Origin of the sequence: Micromonospora sp. HB375, from assembly GCF_017872985.1 — a bacterium.
GTDB classification, from domain to species: domain Bacteria; phylum Actinomycetota; class Actinomycetes; order Mycobacteriales; family Micromonosporaceae; genus Micromonospora; species Micromonospora chalcea.
On the sequence record NZ_JAGGJO010000001.1, the window covers coordinates 4,006,836 to 4,021,314 of the forward strand.

General features: G+C 73.6%; 13 protein-coding genes. 9 read left to right on the forward strand and 4 right to left on the reverse strand.

All coding sequences use genetic code 11. The annotated features are described in order from the left end of the window. The first annotated feature begins 230 nt into the window (after nucleotides 1-230). Both J3R08_RS18440 and J3R08_RS18445 read left to right on the forward strand, forming a co-directional pair. Nucleotides 231-821 (forward strand): NADAR family protein, encoded by a 591-nt coding sequence (locus J3R08_RS18440; protein WP_043323490.1) that lies wholly within the window; start codon nucleotides 231-233, stop codon nucleotides 819-821. A 41-nt stretch (nucleotides 822-862) separates the two neighbouring features. After that, nucleotides 863-1,372: an NUDIX domain-containing protein gene (locus tag J3R08_RS18445; protein WP_113972889.1), complete on the forward strand. Its 510-nt coding sequence runs from the start codon at nucleotides 863-865 to the stop codon at nucleotides 1,370-1,372. 30 nt (nucleotides 1,373-1,402) lie between these two features. Here the strand turns inward: J3R08_RS18445 and J3R08_RS18450 are convergent, their stop codons facing one another. Continuing rightward, nucleotides 1,403-2,569, reverse strand: a complete 1,167-nt coding sequence (locus J3R08_RS18450) for an LLM class flavin-dependent oxidoreductase (RefSeq protein ID WP_209962216.1) — start codon at nucleotides 2,567-2,569, stop codon at nucleotides 1,403-1,405. Between the two features lie 141 nt (nucleotides 2,570-2,710). Between J3R08_RS18450 and J3R08_RS18455 the strand changes: the two genes are divergently transcribed. The 6 genes from J3R08_RS18455 (at nucleotide 2,711) to J3R08_RS18480 (ending at nucleotide 8,642) form a co-directional block, all read left to right on the forward strand. Next, nucleotides 2,711-3,685, forward strand: a complete 975-nt coding sequence (locus J3R08_RS18455; protein WP_064445699.1) for a sulfonate ABC transporter substrate-binding protein — start codon at nucleotides 2,711-2,713, stop codon at nucleotides 3,683-3,685. Then, entirely contained in the window at nucleotides 3,682-4,518 is an 837-nt protein-coding gene (locus tag J3R08_RS18460) for an ABC transporter permease (RefSeq protein ID WP_209962217.1), read from the forward strand. Before J3R08_RS18455 ends, J3R08_RS18460 begins: the two co-directional genes overlap by 4 nt. Next, a complete protein-coding gene (locus J3R08_RS18465) occupies nucleotides 4,491-5,216 on the forward strand; it encodes an ABC transporter ATP-binding protein (RefSeq protein WP_209962220.1) in 726 nt (241 codons plus the stop codon). Before J3R08_RS18460 ends, J3R08_RS18465 begins: the two co-directional genes overlap by 28 nt. 16 nt (nucleotides 5,217-5,232) lie before the next feature. Next, on the forward strand, nucleotides 5,233-6,639 hold the full coding sequence (locus J3R08_RS18470) for a selenium-binding family protein (protein ID WP_209962223.1): 1,407 nt from the start codon (nucleotides 5,233-5,235) through the stop codon (nucleotides 6,637-6,639). Continuing rightward, complete coding sequence (locus J3R08_RS18475; protein ID WP_209962224.1) at nucleotides 6,636-7,274, forward strand: hypothetical protein; 639 nt, start codon at nucleotides 6,636-6,638, stop codon at nucleotides 7,272-7,274. The genes J3R08_RS18470 and J3R08_RS18475 overlap by 4 nt, the downstream gene beginning before the upstream one ends. A gap of 84 nt (nucleotides 7,275-7,358) precedes the next feature. Beyond that, entirely contained in the window at nucleotides 7,359-8,642 is a 1,284-nt protein-coding gene (locus J3R08_RS18480) for a sulfite oxidase (RefSeq protein WP_209962226.1), read from the forward strand. A 7-nt stretch (nucleotides 8,643-8,649) separates the two neighbouring features. Here the strand turns inward: J3R08_RS18480 and J3R08_RS18485 are convergent, their stop codons facing one another. From J3R08_RS18485 to J3R08_RS18495, 3 genes are all read right to left on the reverse strand, one after another. Beyond that, nucleotides 8,650-9,192 (reverse strand): RNA 2'-phosphotransferase, encoded by a 543-nt coding sequence (locus J3R08_RS18485; protein ID WP_209962228.1) that lies wholly within the window; start codon nucleotides 9,190-9,192, stop codon nucleotides 8,650-8,652. Between the two features lie 307 nt (nucleotides 9,193-9,499). After that, nucleotides 9,500-10,549 (reverse strand): aldo/keto reductase, encoded by a 1,050-nt coding sequence (locus tag J3R08_RS18490; protein ID WP_209962230.1) that lies wholly within the window; start codon nucleotides 10,547-10,549, stop codon nucleotides 9,500-9,502. Nucleotides 10,550-10,626: 77 nt separating this feature from the next. After that, nucleotides 10,627-12,597, reverse strand: coding sequence for an ABC transporter ATP-binding protein (locus tag J3R08_RS18495; RefSeq protein ID WP_209962232.1), 1,971 nt, complete (start codon nucleotides 12,595-12,597; stop codon nucleotides 10,627-10,629). Nucleotides 12,598-12,840: 243 nt separating this feature from the next. On the opposite strand from J3R08_RS18495, the gene pgi reads away from it, so the two are divergent. Then, the gene (gene pgi / locus J3R08_RS18500) at nucleotides 12,841-14,475 is read left to right on the forward strand and encodes a glucose-6-phosphate isomerase (RefSeq protein WP_166455966.1); all 1,635 of its coding nucleotides are present in this window, start codon (nucleotides 12,841-12,843) and stop codon (nucleotides 14,473-14,475) included. The last annotated feature ends 4 nt before the right edge of the window (nucleotides 14,476-14,479 follow it).

Below are 14,479 nucleotides of genomic sequence, written 5' to 3' on the forward strand. Positions count from 1 at the left end.
GGGCCCTCGGAATGTCCGTTTGACGGAGTTTGCGGGGCACCAAATCGCAAGATCGACGGGCTCGGTCGAGCTCTTCGAGATCTTGGAAGGAAAGGGTCGCCATAGGAGCCTTTTCCTTTCAAGATCTCTTTGCATCTCGTGATGTGGAGCAGGCCTCTCCAAGCAGGGCATCCGTCGTTGTCCCGGCGGAGATGCGGGTGATCGTTGCAGGGGCGAAAAGCGGCGGTGGGATGTCGGTGGGGTGGGGCAGACTGCGGGGCATGCCGATCCGTTCCGTCGCCGACCTGACCGCCGCGCTCGACACCGGCGCGACGTTCAAGTATCTGCGCTTCTGGGGGCACCGGCCGCAGCGCGACGGCGGTGTCGGCGCCGGTTGCCTGAGCCAGTGGTGGCCGGCGGCGTTCACAGTGGACGGCCGGGAGTTCGCCACCGCCGAGCACTGGATGATGTGGCACAAGGCCACCCTCTTCGGTGACCACGCGGTCGCCGAGCGGGTGCTGGCCGCCGGGCACCCGCACCGGGCCAAGGCGCTCGGCCGGCAGGTGCGCGACTTCGACGAGGCGACCTGGGCGGCCCGCCGCTACGAGATCGTGGTGGCCGGCAGCGTGGCCAAGTTCGCCCAGCACGAGCCGTTGCGGCGGTTCCTGCTCGGCACCGGCGACCGGGTGCTCGTCGAGGCCAGCCCGACGGACCGGGTCTGGGGCATCGGCCTGACCGCCGACGACCCGCGCGCCGCCGACCCGGCGACCTGGCGGGGCGACAACCTGCTCGGCTTCGCCCTGATGGAGGCGCGCGCCCAGCTCGCCGGCCAGAGGGGGTGACGTCTGACCTCGGGCGGCAGGTGCGGGTAACGTGCTGCGGCGTGACCCCGTACTCGCACTGCTCCTTCTGCGGCGCGGCCTACCCGGCGGGCGCCGGGTGGCCGCGGGTCTGTTCCTCGTGCGGCGAGACGGTGTGGCGCAATCCGCTGCCGGTCGCGGTGGCGGTGCTGCCGGTCCGCACGCCGCGGGGGCTCGGCGTGGTCGTGGTACGCCGCGACATCGAACCGGCCCGGGGGCTGCTGGCACTCCCGGGTGGCTTCGTCGAGTACGGCGAGGAGTGGTCCGAGGCGCTCGTGCGGGAGCTGCGCGAGGAGACCGGGCTGCTGGCCGAGGCCGGCGAGGCGCGGCTGTTCGCGGTGCACGGCGCTCCGGCTGGCGGCACCATGATGGTCTTCGGGGTGCTGCCCGAGCGGGCTATCGGTGACCTGCCGCCGTCGGCGCCGACCGAGGAGGCCACCGAGTGGCTGGTGCTCACCGATCCGGTCGAGCTGGCCTTCTCCACGCACACCCGGGTGCTCGCCGATTTCCTCGCCGGGCAACGCCCGCTCTGACCGGACCGACCCCGGCAGCGTGCGGCGCGGTCAGCCGCGGGCCGGAACCGGCTGGGGTGAGAACGGCACGGCGGCCGGCGCCTCGATCTCCGGCTCGCCGGCCGGGTGCCGCCACAGCCCGCGCCGCCGCAGGATCGGCAGCACGCCCTCGCCGAACCAGTACGCCTCCTCCAGGTGCGGGTGACCGGAGAGGATGAACTCGTCCAGGCCGAGCGCGTGGTACTCGGCGATCCGGTCGGCGACCTCGGCGTGGCTGCCGACGAGCGCGGTGCCCGCGCCGCCGCGTACCAGCCCGAATCCGGCCCACAGGTTCGGCGAGACCTCCAGCCCGTCGCGGGAGCCGCCATGCAGGTCGAGCATCCGCCGCTGCCCCTCGGACTCGCTGCGTCGCAGCCCTTCCTGCACGGCGCGTACGTCAGCCTCGGGGATGCCGTCGAGCAGCTTGCGCGCCTGGGCCCACGCCTCCTCGGCGGTGTCCCGGCTGATCACGTGCAGCCGGATGCCGTACCGCAGCTCGCGTCCGGCCCCGGCGGCGAGCCCACGGATCCAGTCCAGCTTGCCGGCCACCTGCGCGGGCGGTTCGCCCCAGGTCAGGTACACGTCGCTGTGGCGGATGGCCACCGGCCCGGCCGCGCCGGACGACCCGCCGAAGTAGACCGGCGGCACCGGGTCGGGCAGCCGGCCGAGCCGGGCGCCCTCGACCCGCACGTGGGCGCCGTCGTGGTCGACCGTCTCGCCGCGCCACAGCGCCCGCACCACGTGCAGGAACTCGTCGGTACGCGCGTAGCGGGCGTCCTTGTCCAGGAAGTCGCCGTACGCGCGCTGCTCGGCCGACTCGCCGCCGGTGACCACGTTCAGTAGCAGCCGCCCGCCGGACAGGCGCTGGAACGTGGACGCCATCTGCGCGGCGAGGGTGGGTGAGAGCAGGCCGGGCCGGAACGCGACGAGGAACTTCAGCCGCTCGGTGACCTCGGTGAGCATGGCGGTGGTCAGCCAGGCGTCCTCGCACCAGGCGCCGGTGGGGGTGAGCGCGCCGGCGAAACCGAGCTGTTCGGCGGTGCGGGCGATCTGCCCCAGGTACGCCACGCTCGCGGGTCGCGCGCCACCGGCCGTGCCGACCGGTACGCCGTGTCCGCCGCCCACGATGTCCCGGCTGTCGCCGTAGGTCGGCAGGAACCAGTGGAAGGTGAGCGACATGGGGGCCTCCGGTGCGCGTCGGACGGGCCGTCTCCTGAGTGGTGGGACGACCGCGCCGACAGACTACCCATAAAACCTATCGGGTTGGTAGGTTGCTGTCGCCCGTCGATGGCCGGGTCCATCCCTCCCCGAGGAGTCGCCATGCGTACCCCCAGAACCCGCCGCCGGCCGGTGGCCGCGCTGCTCACCACCCTCGCGCTGCTGGCCGCGACGGCGCTGACGGCCTGCGGCGGCGAGGCGGCCGACGCCAGCGGCGGCGGCAGTGACGGCCCGCTGCGGATCGGCTACCAGCGCTTCGGCGGGCTCAGCCTGGTCAAGGCGCGCGGCGACGCGAAGAACGTCACCTGGTCGCTGTTCGAGAGCGGCCCGGCGCTGACCGAGGCGCTCAAGGCCGGCTCGATCGACATCGGCCAGGTCGGCGAGGCCCCACCCGTGTTCGCCGCCGCCGGCAAGATCCCGTTCTCCGTGGTCGGCACGTCCCAGCCGATCCCGCAGGGCGAGGCGGTTCTGGTCAAGGCGGGCAGCCCGTATCGTGGATTCGCCGACCTGCGCGGGAAGACGGTCGCGCTGAACAAGGGCTCCAACGTGCACTGGCTGCTGGTCAAGCTGCTGGAGGCGAACCGGATGACGCTCGCCGACATCAAGGTGAAGTACCTCAAGCCCGCCGAGGGGCGGCCCGCGTTCGACAACGGGCAGGTCGACGCCTGGATCATCTGGGATCCCTACTTCGCGCTGGCCGAGCAGCCCGGCGTACGGGTGCTCGCCGACGCCACCGGCCTGGCCGGCAACCGCGAGTACGTGCTGGCCGCGCCGGACGCGGTGAAGAACCGCACCGCCGACGTACGCGCGTTCCTGGACACGTACCGGCAGACCACCGACTGGGGCATCGCCCACCCGACCGAGCGGGCCGCCGTCCTCGCCCCGGAGCTGAAGATCCCGCTCGACGTGACCACCCGGGCGCTGGCCCGCAGCGCCAAGCCGCTCGCCCCGGTCACCCCGGAGATCGGCGCCGAGTTGCAGGCCATCGCGGACAGCTTCGTGGAGCTGAAGCTGGTGCCCGGACCGGTCGACATCGCCGGGCGGGTGGACGGCCGGTTCAACGAGGCGTTCCAGTGAGCGGTCCGGCGCTGGCCGAGGCGAGCCCCGCTGTCGTACCCGATCGGGCGACGCCGCGGCGGTCCCGGGCCCGCGCCTCGCGGCGGTGGCGGCGCGCGGTGAGCCCGGTCGTGCTGGTGCTCGCCTGGGAGGTCGCCGCGCGCACCGGCCTGCTCGCCGCGGAGAAGCTGCCCGCTCCCAGCGCGGTGCTGGCGACCGGGTGGCGGCTGGCGCGCGACGGGACGCTCGGCGTGCACCTGCTCGACTCGCTCACCCGCGCCGCGCTCGGCCTGCTCATCGGCGGCGGCCTGGCGCTGGTGCTCGGCGCGGCGGCGGGGCTGCTGCGCCTCGGTGACGACCTGGTCGACCCGCCGGTGCAGATGGCCCGGATGCTGCCGCACCTGGGCCTGGTGCCGCTGCTGATCATCTGGGTCGGCATCGGCGAGTCGCTGAAGGTCACGCTGGTCGCGCTCGGTGCGTTCTTCCCGATCTACTTCAACACGTACGCCGGCATCCGCGACATCGACGAACGCCTGGTCGAGGCGGCGCGCACCTGTGGTCTCGGCGCGGCGGCCCGCCTGCGGCACGTGGTGCTGCCCGGCGCGCTGCCGTCGCTGTTCCTCGGGCTGCGGCTGGCCATCGGCGCGGCCTGGCTCAGCCTGGTCGTCGGCGAGCAGGTGAACGCGCAGACCGGCGTCGGCTTCCTGATGATGGAGGCGCGCGAGTTCAGCCAGACCGACGTGGTGGTGCTCGGCCTGCTCATCTACGCGCTGCTGGGGCTCGCCTCCGACCTGCTCATCCGGTACGCGGAGAGGAGGACGCTGGCGTGGCGACGCGGACTGCGCGCGACCTGACCGGGCCGGTGCTCACCGCACGCGCGGTGACCCGGGCGTTCGGCCCGGCGGTGGTGCTGGCCGGGGTCGACCTGACCATCGGCGCCGGGGAGACGGTGGCGCTGCTGGGCGGCAGCGGATCCGGCAAGAGCACGCTGCTGCGCGTGCTGGCCGGGCTCGACGGCGACGCGGGCGGCGAGCACACGGTGCACGGCACCGCCGCCGTGGTGTTCCAGGAGCACCGGCTGCTGCCGTGGAAGCGGGTGGCGGACAACGTGGCGCTCGGGCTGACCGGGCCGGACGTGGACGACCGGGTCGGCCGCGCGCTGGCCGAGGTCGGGCTCGCCGACCGGGGCCGGGCCTGGCCCGCCGAGCTGTCCGGCGGGCAGGCGCAGCGGGTCGCGGTGGCCCGCGCGCTGGTCCGCGAACCGGACCTGCTGCTGCTGGACGAACCGTTCGGCGCGCTGGACGCGCTGACCCGGCTGCGCATGCAGGGGCTGCTGCGGCGGCTGCGCGCCCAGCACGGCTTCGCCGCGCTGCTCGTCACCCACGACGTGGAGGAGGCGCTGCTGCTCGCCGATCGCGTCCTGCTCCTCGACGACGGCGTGATCGCCGAAGAGGTGCCGGTACGCCTCGGCCCGGCCCCGAGCCCTGACGACCCGGCCCTCGGCGCGCTGCGCCGTCACCTGCTCGACCGCCTCGGCGTACCCGCCGGCTGACCGCGAGGGAGAACCGATGACCCGCTGGACCCCCGACCCGACCTTCTACCCCTCCCCCGCGCTCGCCGCCACCGCGCCGGCCGAGAAGCTCGCGTACGTCGCCGCGTTCGACCGCGCCGGGCAGCGCCCCGACGCCATCGCGGTGCTCGACACCGACCCGGACTCCGACTCGTACGGCCGGGTGGTGGGCTGGACCGAGCTGCCGAACACCGGCGACGAGCTGCACCACTTCGGCTGGAACGCGTGCAGCAGCGCGCTCTGCCCGACCGCGCCGCACCCGCACGTGGAACGCCGCTACCTGATCGTGCCGGGCCTGCGCTCGTCCCGGATCCACGTGCTCGCCACCAAGCCCGACCCGCGCCGCCCCGAACTGGTGAAGGTGATCGGCCCGGAGGAACTCGGCAAGCGCGCCGGGTACTCCCGCCCGCACACCGTGCACTGCGGGCCGGACGGCATCTACGTCTCCGCGCTCGGCGGCGCGGACGGGCAGGAGGGGCCCGGCGGCATCGCCGTGCTCGACCACACCACGTTCGAGGTACGCGGCGCGTGGGAGGCCGACCGGGGGCCGCAGTTCCTGGCGTACGACTTCTGGTGGCACTACACGCAGGACGTGCTGGTCACCAGCGAGTGGGGCACGCCGTCGATGATCGAGGACGGCATCGTCGGGGAACTGCTGCTGGGGCGGAAGTACGGGCACGCGATCCACTTCTGGGACCTGGCGAAGCGCCGGCACGTGCAGCGCGTCGACCTCGGCGACCAGTACCAGATGCCGCTGGAGCTGCGCCCCGCGCACGACCCGACGAAGTCGTACGGCTTCGTCGGCGTGGTGATCAGCGTCGAGGACCTGTCCGCCTCGATCTGGCTGTGGCACCGCGACGGCGACGCCTGGGCGGTCACCAAGGTGATCGACATCCCGGCCGAGCCGGCCGACCCGGCGGACCTGCCGGACCTGCTCAAGCCGTTCGGGGCGGTGCCGCCGCTGGTCACCGACATCGACCTGTCAGTGGACGACAGGTTCCTGCACGTCTCCTGCTGGGGCACCGGAGAGCTGATCCGCTACGACGTCAGCGACCCGTTCCACCCGGTACGCGTCGGCTCGGTGCGCCTGGGCGGCATCGTCAACCGCACGCCGCACCCGGCGTACCCGGACGAGCCGCTGGCCGGCGGCCCGCAGATGGTCGAGATCAGCCGCGACGGCCGCCGCGTCTACGTCAGCAACTCGCTCTACGGCGCCTGGGACGACCAGTTCTACCCCGACGGGGTGGGCGCCTGGGTGGCGAAGCTCGACGTCGACCCGGGCAGCGGCGGCCTCGTGCCGGATCCGCGGTTCTTCCCGCGCGGGGAGGAGTTCCGCGGCCTGCGCGTGCACCAGACCCGGTTGCAGGGCGGCGACGCGTCGTCCGACTCGTACTGCTTCCCGTGACCGGCGCGACCTGGGCGGCGCTGGCCGGCCTCGGCGCGTTCCACGGCCTGAACCCGGCGATGGGCTGGCTGTTCGCGGTGGCCCGGGGCCTGCAGGAGCGCCGCCGGGCCGCGCTGCTGGCCGCGCTGCCGCCGATCGCGGCCGGTCACCTGGCGTCGGTGGCGGTGGTCGCCGCGCTGGTCAGCGCCACCCGGTCGGTGACGGCGAGCACTGCGGTCGCGGTGACCGGCGGGGTGCTGCTCGTCGGGTTCGGGCTGTGGCGGCTGCTGTCCGACCGGCACTTCCGGTGGGCCGGGATGCGGCTGTCGGCCGCGCAGCTCACCGCCTGGTCGTTCCTGATGTCGGCGGCGCACGGCGCGGGCCTGATGCTGCTGCCGGTGCTGCTCGCCGAACCGGCGGTCGGCGCCGGCCCGCACGCCGGGCACCTCGCCGCCGCGCCGGCCGGCGCGCTGACCGGCCTGTTCGCGGCGGCCGTGCACACCGCCGCCATGCTCGGCGTCGCGCTGGCCGTGGCCGTGGCCGTGTACGAGGTGCTCGGCGTCGCTGTGCTGCGCCGGGCCTGGTTCAACGTCGACCGGCTCTGGGCCGGCGTGCTCGTGGTGGCCGGGGTGGTGACGCTGATCGGCGCGGCGTGACCGTGCCGCCGACCTGCTATGGATCGACGGGAAGTCCTACTGGTTGAATAGGAAAGGCAGCGTCGCCCACCCCGGAGGTCAGCCGTGAGTCAGTCCCCGTCCTCAGCCGAAGCCGTCCACGACGCCGACCGGAGCCGGCAGTGGCTCGCCGGGCAGGCACACGGGCCGGGCGTCGACCGTGACCGGCTGCTGGAGGTGGGCGCGGCGATGGCCGCGGTGACCGCCGCCGCCGCGGAGCGCGAGCCGGTAGCGGTGACGTCCGCGCCGGTCGGCGTCGACCCCGGCGCGCCGATCGTCAAGCCGCTGCCGGCGGAGCTGCTGCGCCCGCTGGACACCAACGCCGAGATGCGCTGGCCGTCGATGGCCGGCCAGGGGTACGTGGTCCCGATCGACCGCTTCTTCGTCCGCAACCACACGGTCACGCCGCACCTGGACGCGGCCACCTGGCGGCTGCGCCTGTTCGGCGACGGGCTGCGCGGCACGCCGACCCGGGACGACGCGGTCGAGTTCGACCTCGACGAGCTGCGCCGGCTGCCCGTCGAGGAGCACGCGGCACTGCTGGAGTGCGCCGGCAACGGGCGGCGCTACTTCGCCGAGCAGCAGGGCGACCCCGCCCCGGGCGTGGCGTGGGGGCTGGGCAGCGTCGGCGTGGCCCGCTGGCGGGGCGTGCGGCTCGGCACCGTGCTGCGCCTGGCCGGGCTGCGCGACGAGGCGGTCGACGTGATGCCCGAGGGCCTCGACCCGGACTACGTCTCCGGCGGGGTCAACCTCGGCCGGGTACGCCGTCCGATGCCCATCGCGAAGGCGCTGGACGACGTGCTGCTGGCGTACGAGATGAACGGCGAGCCGCTCCCAGCCGACCACGGTTTCCCGGTGCGGGTCGTGGTGCCCGGCTGGGTCGGCATCGCCTCGATCAAGTGGGTGGGCGCGATCGAGGTCTCCACCACCCCGCTGTTCTCGCCGTGGAACACGCAGTTCTACCGCATGTTCGGCCCCGGCCACCCCGCCGGCGGCACCGCGCTCACCGCCCAGCCGGTGCGCAGCGCGTTCGAGCTGCCCTGGGACGCCCGGCTGCCGGCCGGTGAGGAGGTGCTGCTGACCGGCCGCTCCTGGTCCGGCAACGGCCCGATCGCGCACGTCGAGGTGGACACCGGCGACGGGTGGCGCCCGGCCGACCTGGTCACCGCGGACCGGGGCGGCGCCTGGCAGCGCTGGACCGTCCGCTGGCGCCCGCCGGCCACGGGCCGGCACACGCTGCGTGCCCGGGCCACCGACTGCACCGGCGCCGTCCAGCCCGACCGGGCCGCCGTGAACGACCTCGCATACCTGTTCGACGCCGTGGTGGCCCACCCGGTCACCGCCTGCTGACCGCCGCTCAGGTGGCGCCGAGGTAGGCCGGCGGCACGGTGTCGGTGAGCCACACCCCGTTGGCCGAGCGGTAGAACAGGTACCCCGCCTCGGCCATCGCCGCCGCGTCCACGGTCAGCACCACCACCGCGCCGCCCCGGCGCGCGCCGACGCGCCGGGCCGTCGCCACATCAGGTGACAGGTGTACGTGGTGCCGCCCGCCCCGGCGCAGCCCCTGCTCCCGGATCGCGTCCAGCACGGCCTCGCCGGTGCCGTGGAAAAGCCGGGGCGGCGGCGCGGCCGGGGTGAGGCCGAGGTCGACCGGAACCGAGTGCCCCTGGTTGGCGCGGATCCGGTCGGCCCCGTCCGGGCCGGTCTCCACCGCGAAGCGCTGCTTGTCGTTGCCCGCGACCACGGCGTCCAGGTGGGCACGGCTGATCCCCAGCCCGGCGAGCACGTCCGCGACCGGCACCCAGCCCGCCCGGTCGAGCCGCAGGCCGTACGCGTCGGGCCGGTGCCGCAACGCCAGCGACAGCCGCTTGCTCACCCGAACAAGATCGCGATGTTCCACCCGCCCAGTGTGGAGCCACGCCCCTGCCCTGTCGACGCAGTTCCCCACCCGCACCCCCTCGCCCCTCCCTCTCGCCCCTCCCCGGCCCCGCCTCGCCCCTTCCGCAGCGCCTCCCCGCGCCACCTCGCCCCACGTTTCCGCCCCGCCCACCGCACCCGCCTCGCCTCGCCTCCCCTCGCCTCGTCGATCTTGCGGTTTCGGCCCCTCGGGTGCCCGGTTTACGGTCTTTTGCCGGGGCAGGAACCCCATGATCGGCGAGATGGAGGGCTGAGGGCGGGCGGGACGGGCGGGCGGGAGGAGCGAGGGGTCAGGCAGCGGCTCGGGCTGGGAGGGGGCGGCGGCGGTGGGACGGGTCGGTCAGCGTGGGCGGGGACCAGGCGCCGTCGGGCTGGTAGAGGTTCGTGCCCGGCGGGACGATCTCGTCGATGCGGTCCAGGACCGCGTCGTCGAGCGTCAGCTCCGCCCCGGCGAGCAGCGCGTCCAGCTGGTCCATCGTGCGCGGCCCGATGATGGTCGACGTGACCGCCGGATGCACGGCGGTGAACGCCACGGCGAGCTGCGGCAGCGTGCAGCCAACCTCGTCGGCGAGCGCGACCAGTTGCTCGACGGCGGCGTACTTGGCGGCGTTGCCCGGCAGCGCCGGGTCGAACCGGGCCGGGGTGAGCGCCGGACGGCCGGCGCCGAGGTCGACGGGCCGCCCCTGCCGGTAGCGGCCGGACAGGAACCCGGAGGCCAGCGGGCTCCACACCAGCACGCCCATCCGGTAGCGGCGGCACACCGGCAGCACCGACGTCTCGACGCCGCGCGCGAGGATCGAGTACGGCGGCTGCTCGGTGCGGAATCGGCCCAGCGCACGCCGCTCGGCGACGTGGTGCGCCTCCACGATCTCCTCGGCCGGGAAGGTCGAGCAGCCGAACGCGCGGATCTTCCCGGCCCGGACCAGGTCGGTGAGCGCACCGAGCGTCTCCTCGACGTCGGTGGTGTGGTCGGGACGGTGCACCTGGTAGAGGTCGATCCAGTCGGTGCCCAGCCGGCGCAGGCTGTCCTCGACCGCCCGGACGATCCAGCGTCGCGAGTTGCCGCCCCGGTTGGGCCCCTCCCCCATCGGGAAGTGGACCTTCGTGGCGAGCACCACGTCGTCGCGCCGGCCGCGCAGGGACTTGCCGACGATCTCCTCGGACTCGCCGGCCGAGTACATATCGGCGGTGTCCACGAAGTTGACGCCGCGGTCGAGTGCCGCGTGGACGATCCGGGCGCAGTCGTCGTGGTCGGGGTTGCCGACCGCGCCGAACATCATGGTGCCGAGGCAGTGGACGCTGACCTCGATGCCGGTGCCGCCGAGGACGCGATAGCGCATGTGAGCTCCCTGGTTCGCACCGCGCCGGCCGGATGGCGCGCGGTCCGGTCACGGTAGGAGTTCGAGTGCGCTGGAGGTCAACCGTCGGCGGCGGGTTCCGCGCTGCCGGCGAGGTAGCCGGCCGCCTGCAACTCGAACAGCTCCCGGTAGAGCCCGCCCTGGGCCATCAACGTGTCGTGGTCGCCGGACTGCACGAGCCGGCCGTGGTCCATCACGAAGATCCGGTCGGCGTGCCGCACGTTCGCCAGCCGGTGGGTGATCAGCACGACGGCCCGGTCCGGGTGCCGCCGCAGATGCTGGAAGAGGGCGTGCTCGGCACGCGCGTCCAGCGCTGCGGACGGCTCGTCGCAGATCAGCAGCCGGGCGTCGCGGTAGAGGCCTCGTGCGGCCACCAGCCGCTGCCACTGCCCGCCGGACAGGTCCTGGCCGTCCTTGAACTGCCGGTCCAGCAGCGTGTCGTACCCGAACGGCAACTCGCTGATCATGTCGTGCGCGGCGGCGTCGCGGGCGGCGGTCTCCACGCTGGGGCCAGGCCCGTCGGCGCGGTCGTGGCGGCCGACGCGGATGTTCTGCCGGGCGGTGAACGGGAACCTCCACCAGTCCTGGCTCATCACCGCGACCTGGGCGGCGGTCTGCCGTGGGTCCAGTTCGGCGGTGTCCACGCCGTCCCAGCGGATCGTGCCGCCGGTGGGCCGGTAGAGGCCGGCAATCAGCTTGGCGAGCGTGGTCTTGCCGGAGCCGTTCTCCCCCACCAGCGCGATCACCTCACCGCGCCGGAACGTGAGGCTTACCTCGTCGACCGCCGCCGTGTCGGTGTCCGGGTAGCGCAGGCTGACCCGCTCGACGTCGATGCGCGTGAACCCGTCGACGGGCAGGTGCCCGCCGGCCGGGATCCGCCGGGTGGCCCGGTCGAGGAAGTCGCGGTAGTCCTGGTAGTAGAGCGCGTCCTCGTAGAGCGAGTTGGTGGCGAAGATCGCGGTGCGCAGGCTCGTACGCGCGGACTGGAGCGCGAGCAGCGCGGTGGCCGCCGCCGCCAGCGCGACCACGCCGCCCATCAGCAGCCCGCCCAGTACGGCGTAGACCGCGAACGCGGCCACGCCGGTCACCGACAGGCCGAGTCCTCGGGTGACGGTCTGCGAACGGGCCAGCCGGAGCTGGGCCTGGGTCTCGACGGTCATCATCCGGTGGTACTCGGCCAGCAGGAAGTCCCGCATCTGGTAGGCACGGATCTCGGCGGCGGTGTGCCGATCGGCCATCAAACGGGCCAGCAGGTACATCCGGCGGCGACGGGTGATCCAGGCCAGCAGCGCCAGGTACTGCCGCCGCGCCAGTTTGACCGCGGTGACCGCCTCGGGCACCGCGGCGAGCAGCAGGCACGGCAGCAGGACGGGCTGGATGACGGTGACCGCGGCGGCGGTGGCCAGCACACCCACGACCCCGGTCACCAGGTTCACGGTGTGGTCCACGATCGACGCGGCCTCGGCCATGCCCCGATCCCGGGCACGATCCATCTCCTCGGCGAAGCCGGCGTCGTCGAACGCGGCGAGTTCCACAGCGGTGGTCGCCTCGAACAGCCGGAGTTCCACCTGGTAGTTGATCTGCGGGATGAGCCGCGCCTGCGCCCAGCCGGCGGCGACAGTCAGCGCTCCCCGGGCCGTCACGGCGGCGGCCGCGAGCAGGAGCGCGGGCAGGGCCGCCCGGATCCGGTCCGGTGTGGGCCCGTCGGCGAAGAGTTGCCGGAGCACGCCGGTGGTGGCGAGCAGGCCGAAGGTGGTGAGCAGGCCGGCGACCACGTTGAGCCCGATCGAGGCGAGCGTGTCTCGGCGGCTGGTCGCCCAGGCCAGGCCGATGGCCTCGCGGACGAGGGCGGGCAGCCGGCGCGCCACCGACCAGAAGCTGGTGTGGGCGAACTCGGTGGCGCGGTTCATCCAGTGCCCGTCCGCCAGCTCCGGCAGCGACGTCTCGTCGCCCGCCGCGCTCCCGGCCGGGGCGGGCTCGTCCGGCGGGTGCTCGTCCGAGGGGCGCCGAGGACCGAAAACCGCTGCCATACGCGTCTCCTCCGGTACGCCGACGACTCCGGAGCTTACGTTCCGCAATCGACAGATGTCTCCCCGTGTTCGGCGTGTCGTACAGGCGTCCCAACCGCGTGTCCACCGGGCGGCGGGCGAAAGACCGCCCGCACGGTGGTCGCCGCCGGGTCGCGTCGCGCGCGACCGGTCCGGGTGGCAGGCTTGTGGGGTTCGCCGGCGCAGGCCGGCCGACCGCCCGTCGTGAAGGAGAAGATCGACCCGATGGCTGTGGACGTCACCACCACCGACGAATGGCAGGCGCTGCGCAAGCACGCCGAGGCGATGCGCGGCACGCACCTGCGCGACCTGTTCGCCGCCGACGGGCAGCGGGGTGAGCGGCTCACCGGTGAGGTCGCCGACCTGCACGTGGACTACAGCAAGAACCTGATCACCGACGAGACCGTCGCGCTGCTCGGCGCGCTCGCCGAGCGGATCGGGCTGGCCGACCGGATCGCGGCCATGTTCGCCGGGCGGCACATCAACGTGACCGAGGACCGGGCCGTGCTGCACACCGCGCTGCGCCTGCCCGCGGACGCCTCGCTCACCGTGGACGGCCAGGACGTGGTCGCCGACGTGCACGCCGTGCTGGACCGCATGTCGGCGTTCGCGCAGCGGGTGCGCTCCGGCTCGTGGCGCGGCCACACCGGCGAGCGGATCACCACTGTGGTGAACATCGGCATCGGCGGCTCCGACCTGGGACCGGTGATGGCGTACGAGGCGCTGAAGGCGTACCGGGACGCGGGCATCAGCTGCCGGTTCGTGTCGAACATCGACCCGACCGACATCCACGACAAGACCGCCGACCTGGACCCGGCGAGCACGCTATTCGTGGTGGTCTCCAAGACGTTCTCCACCCAGGAGACGCTCGCCAACGCCGACCAGGCGCGGCGCTGGCTGCTCGCCGGGCTGGACGCGGACGACGACGCGGTGGCCCGCCACTTCGTCGCGGTCAGCACCAACGAGCAGCGGGTCCGGGACTTCGGCATCGACCCGGAGAACATGTTCGGCTTCTGGGACTGGGTGGGCGGGCGCTACTCGCTGCCGTCGGCGGTCGGCCTGTCGGTGATGCTGGCCATCGGGCCGGAGCGGTTCCGCGAGATGCTGGCCGGCTACCACGCGGTCGACGAGCACTTCCGGTCCGCTCCGGTGGAACGCAACGTGCCGGCGCTGCTCGGCCTGCTCAACGTCTGGTACACCGACTTCCTCGGCGCGGAGACCCACGCGGTGCTGCCCTACTCGCAGTACCTGCACCGCTTCCCCGCCTACCTGCAGCAGCTCACCATGGAGAGCAACGGCAAGTCGGTACGCGTCGACGGCTCGCCGGTGACGTACCCGACCGGGGAGATCTTCTGGGGTGAGCCGGGCACCAACGGCCAGCACGCCTTCTACCAGCTCATCCACCAGGGCACCCGGCTGATCCCGGCGGACTTCATCGCGTTCAGCCGGCCCAACCACGACCTGGGCGACATGCACGACCTGTTCATGTCGAACTTCTTCGCCCAGACCGCCGCGCTGGCGTTCGGGCGGACCCGGGAGCAGGTGGAGGCCGAGGGCACCGCGCCCGAGGTGGTGGCGCACCGGGTGATGGCCGGCAACCACCCGACCACGTCGATCCTGGCGCCGAAGCTCACCCCGTCGACGCTGGGCCAGCTGATCGCGCTCTACGAGCACATCACGTTCACCGAGGCCGCGGTCTGGGACATCAACGCCTTCGACCAGTGGGGTGTGGAGCTGGGCAAGGTGATGGCCAACCAGCTCGCGCCGAAGCTCACCGGACCGGACCCGGACCTGGCCGACGTGGACACCTCGACCGCCGAACTGATCCGCCGCTACCGGGCCGAGCGTGGCCGGAGCTGACCGC

Bases quoted from the DNA above. Each gene is read 5' to 3' on its own strand.
- J3R08_RS18495 (WP_209962232.1), bottom strand. From the start codon at position 12,597: ATGGCAGCGGTTTTCGGTCCTCGGCGCCCCTCGGACGAGCACCCGCCG.
- pgi (WP_166455966.1), top strand. From the start codon at position 12,841: ATGGCTGTGGACGTCACCACCACCGACGAATGGCAGGCGCTGCGCAAG.
- J3R08_RS18440 (WP_043323490.1), top strand. From the start codon at position 231: ATGTCGGTGGGGTGGGGCAGACTGCGGGGCATGCCGATCCGTTCCGTC.
- J3R08_RS18490 (WP_209962230.1), bottom strand. From the start codon at position 10,549: ATGCGCTATCGCGTCCTCGGCGGCACCGGCATCGAGGTCAGCGTCCAC.
- J3R08_RS18455 (WP_064445699.1), top strand. From the start codon at position 2,711: ATGCGTACCCCCAGAACCCGCCGCCGGCCGGTGGCCGCGCTGCTCACC.
- J3R08_RS18470 (WP_209962223.1), top strand. From the start codon at position 5,233: ATGACCCGCTGGACCCCCGACCCGACCTTCTACCCCTCCCCCGCGCTC.
- J3R08_RS18450 (WP_209962216.1), bottom strand. From the start codon at position 2,569: ATGTCGCTCACCTTCCACTGGTTCCTGCCGACCTACGGCGACAGCCGG.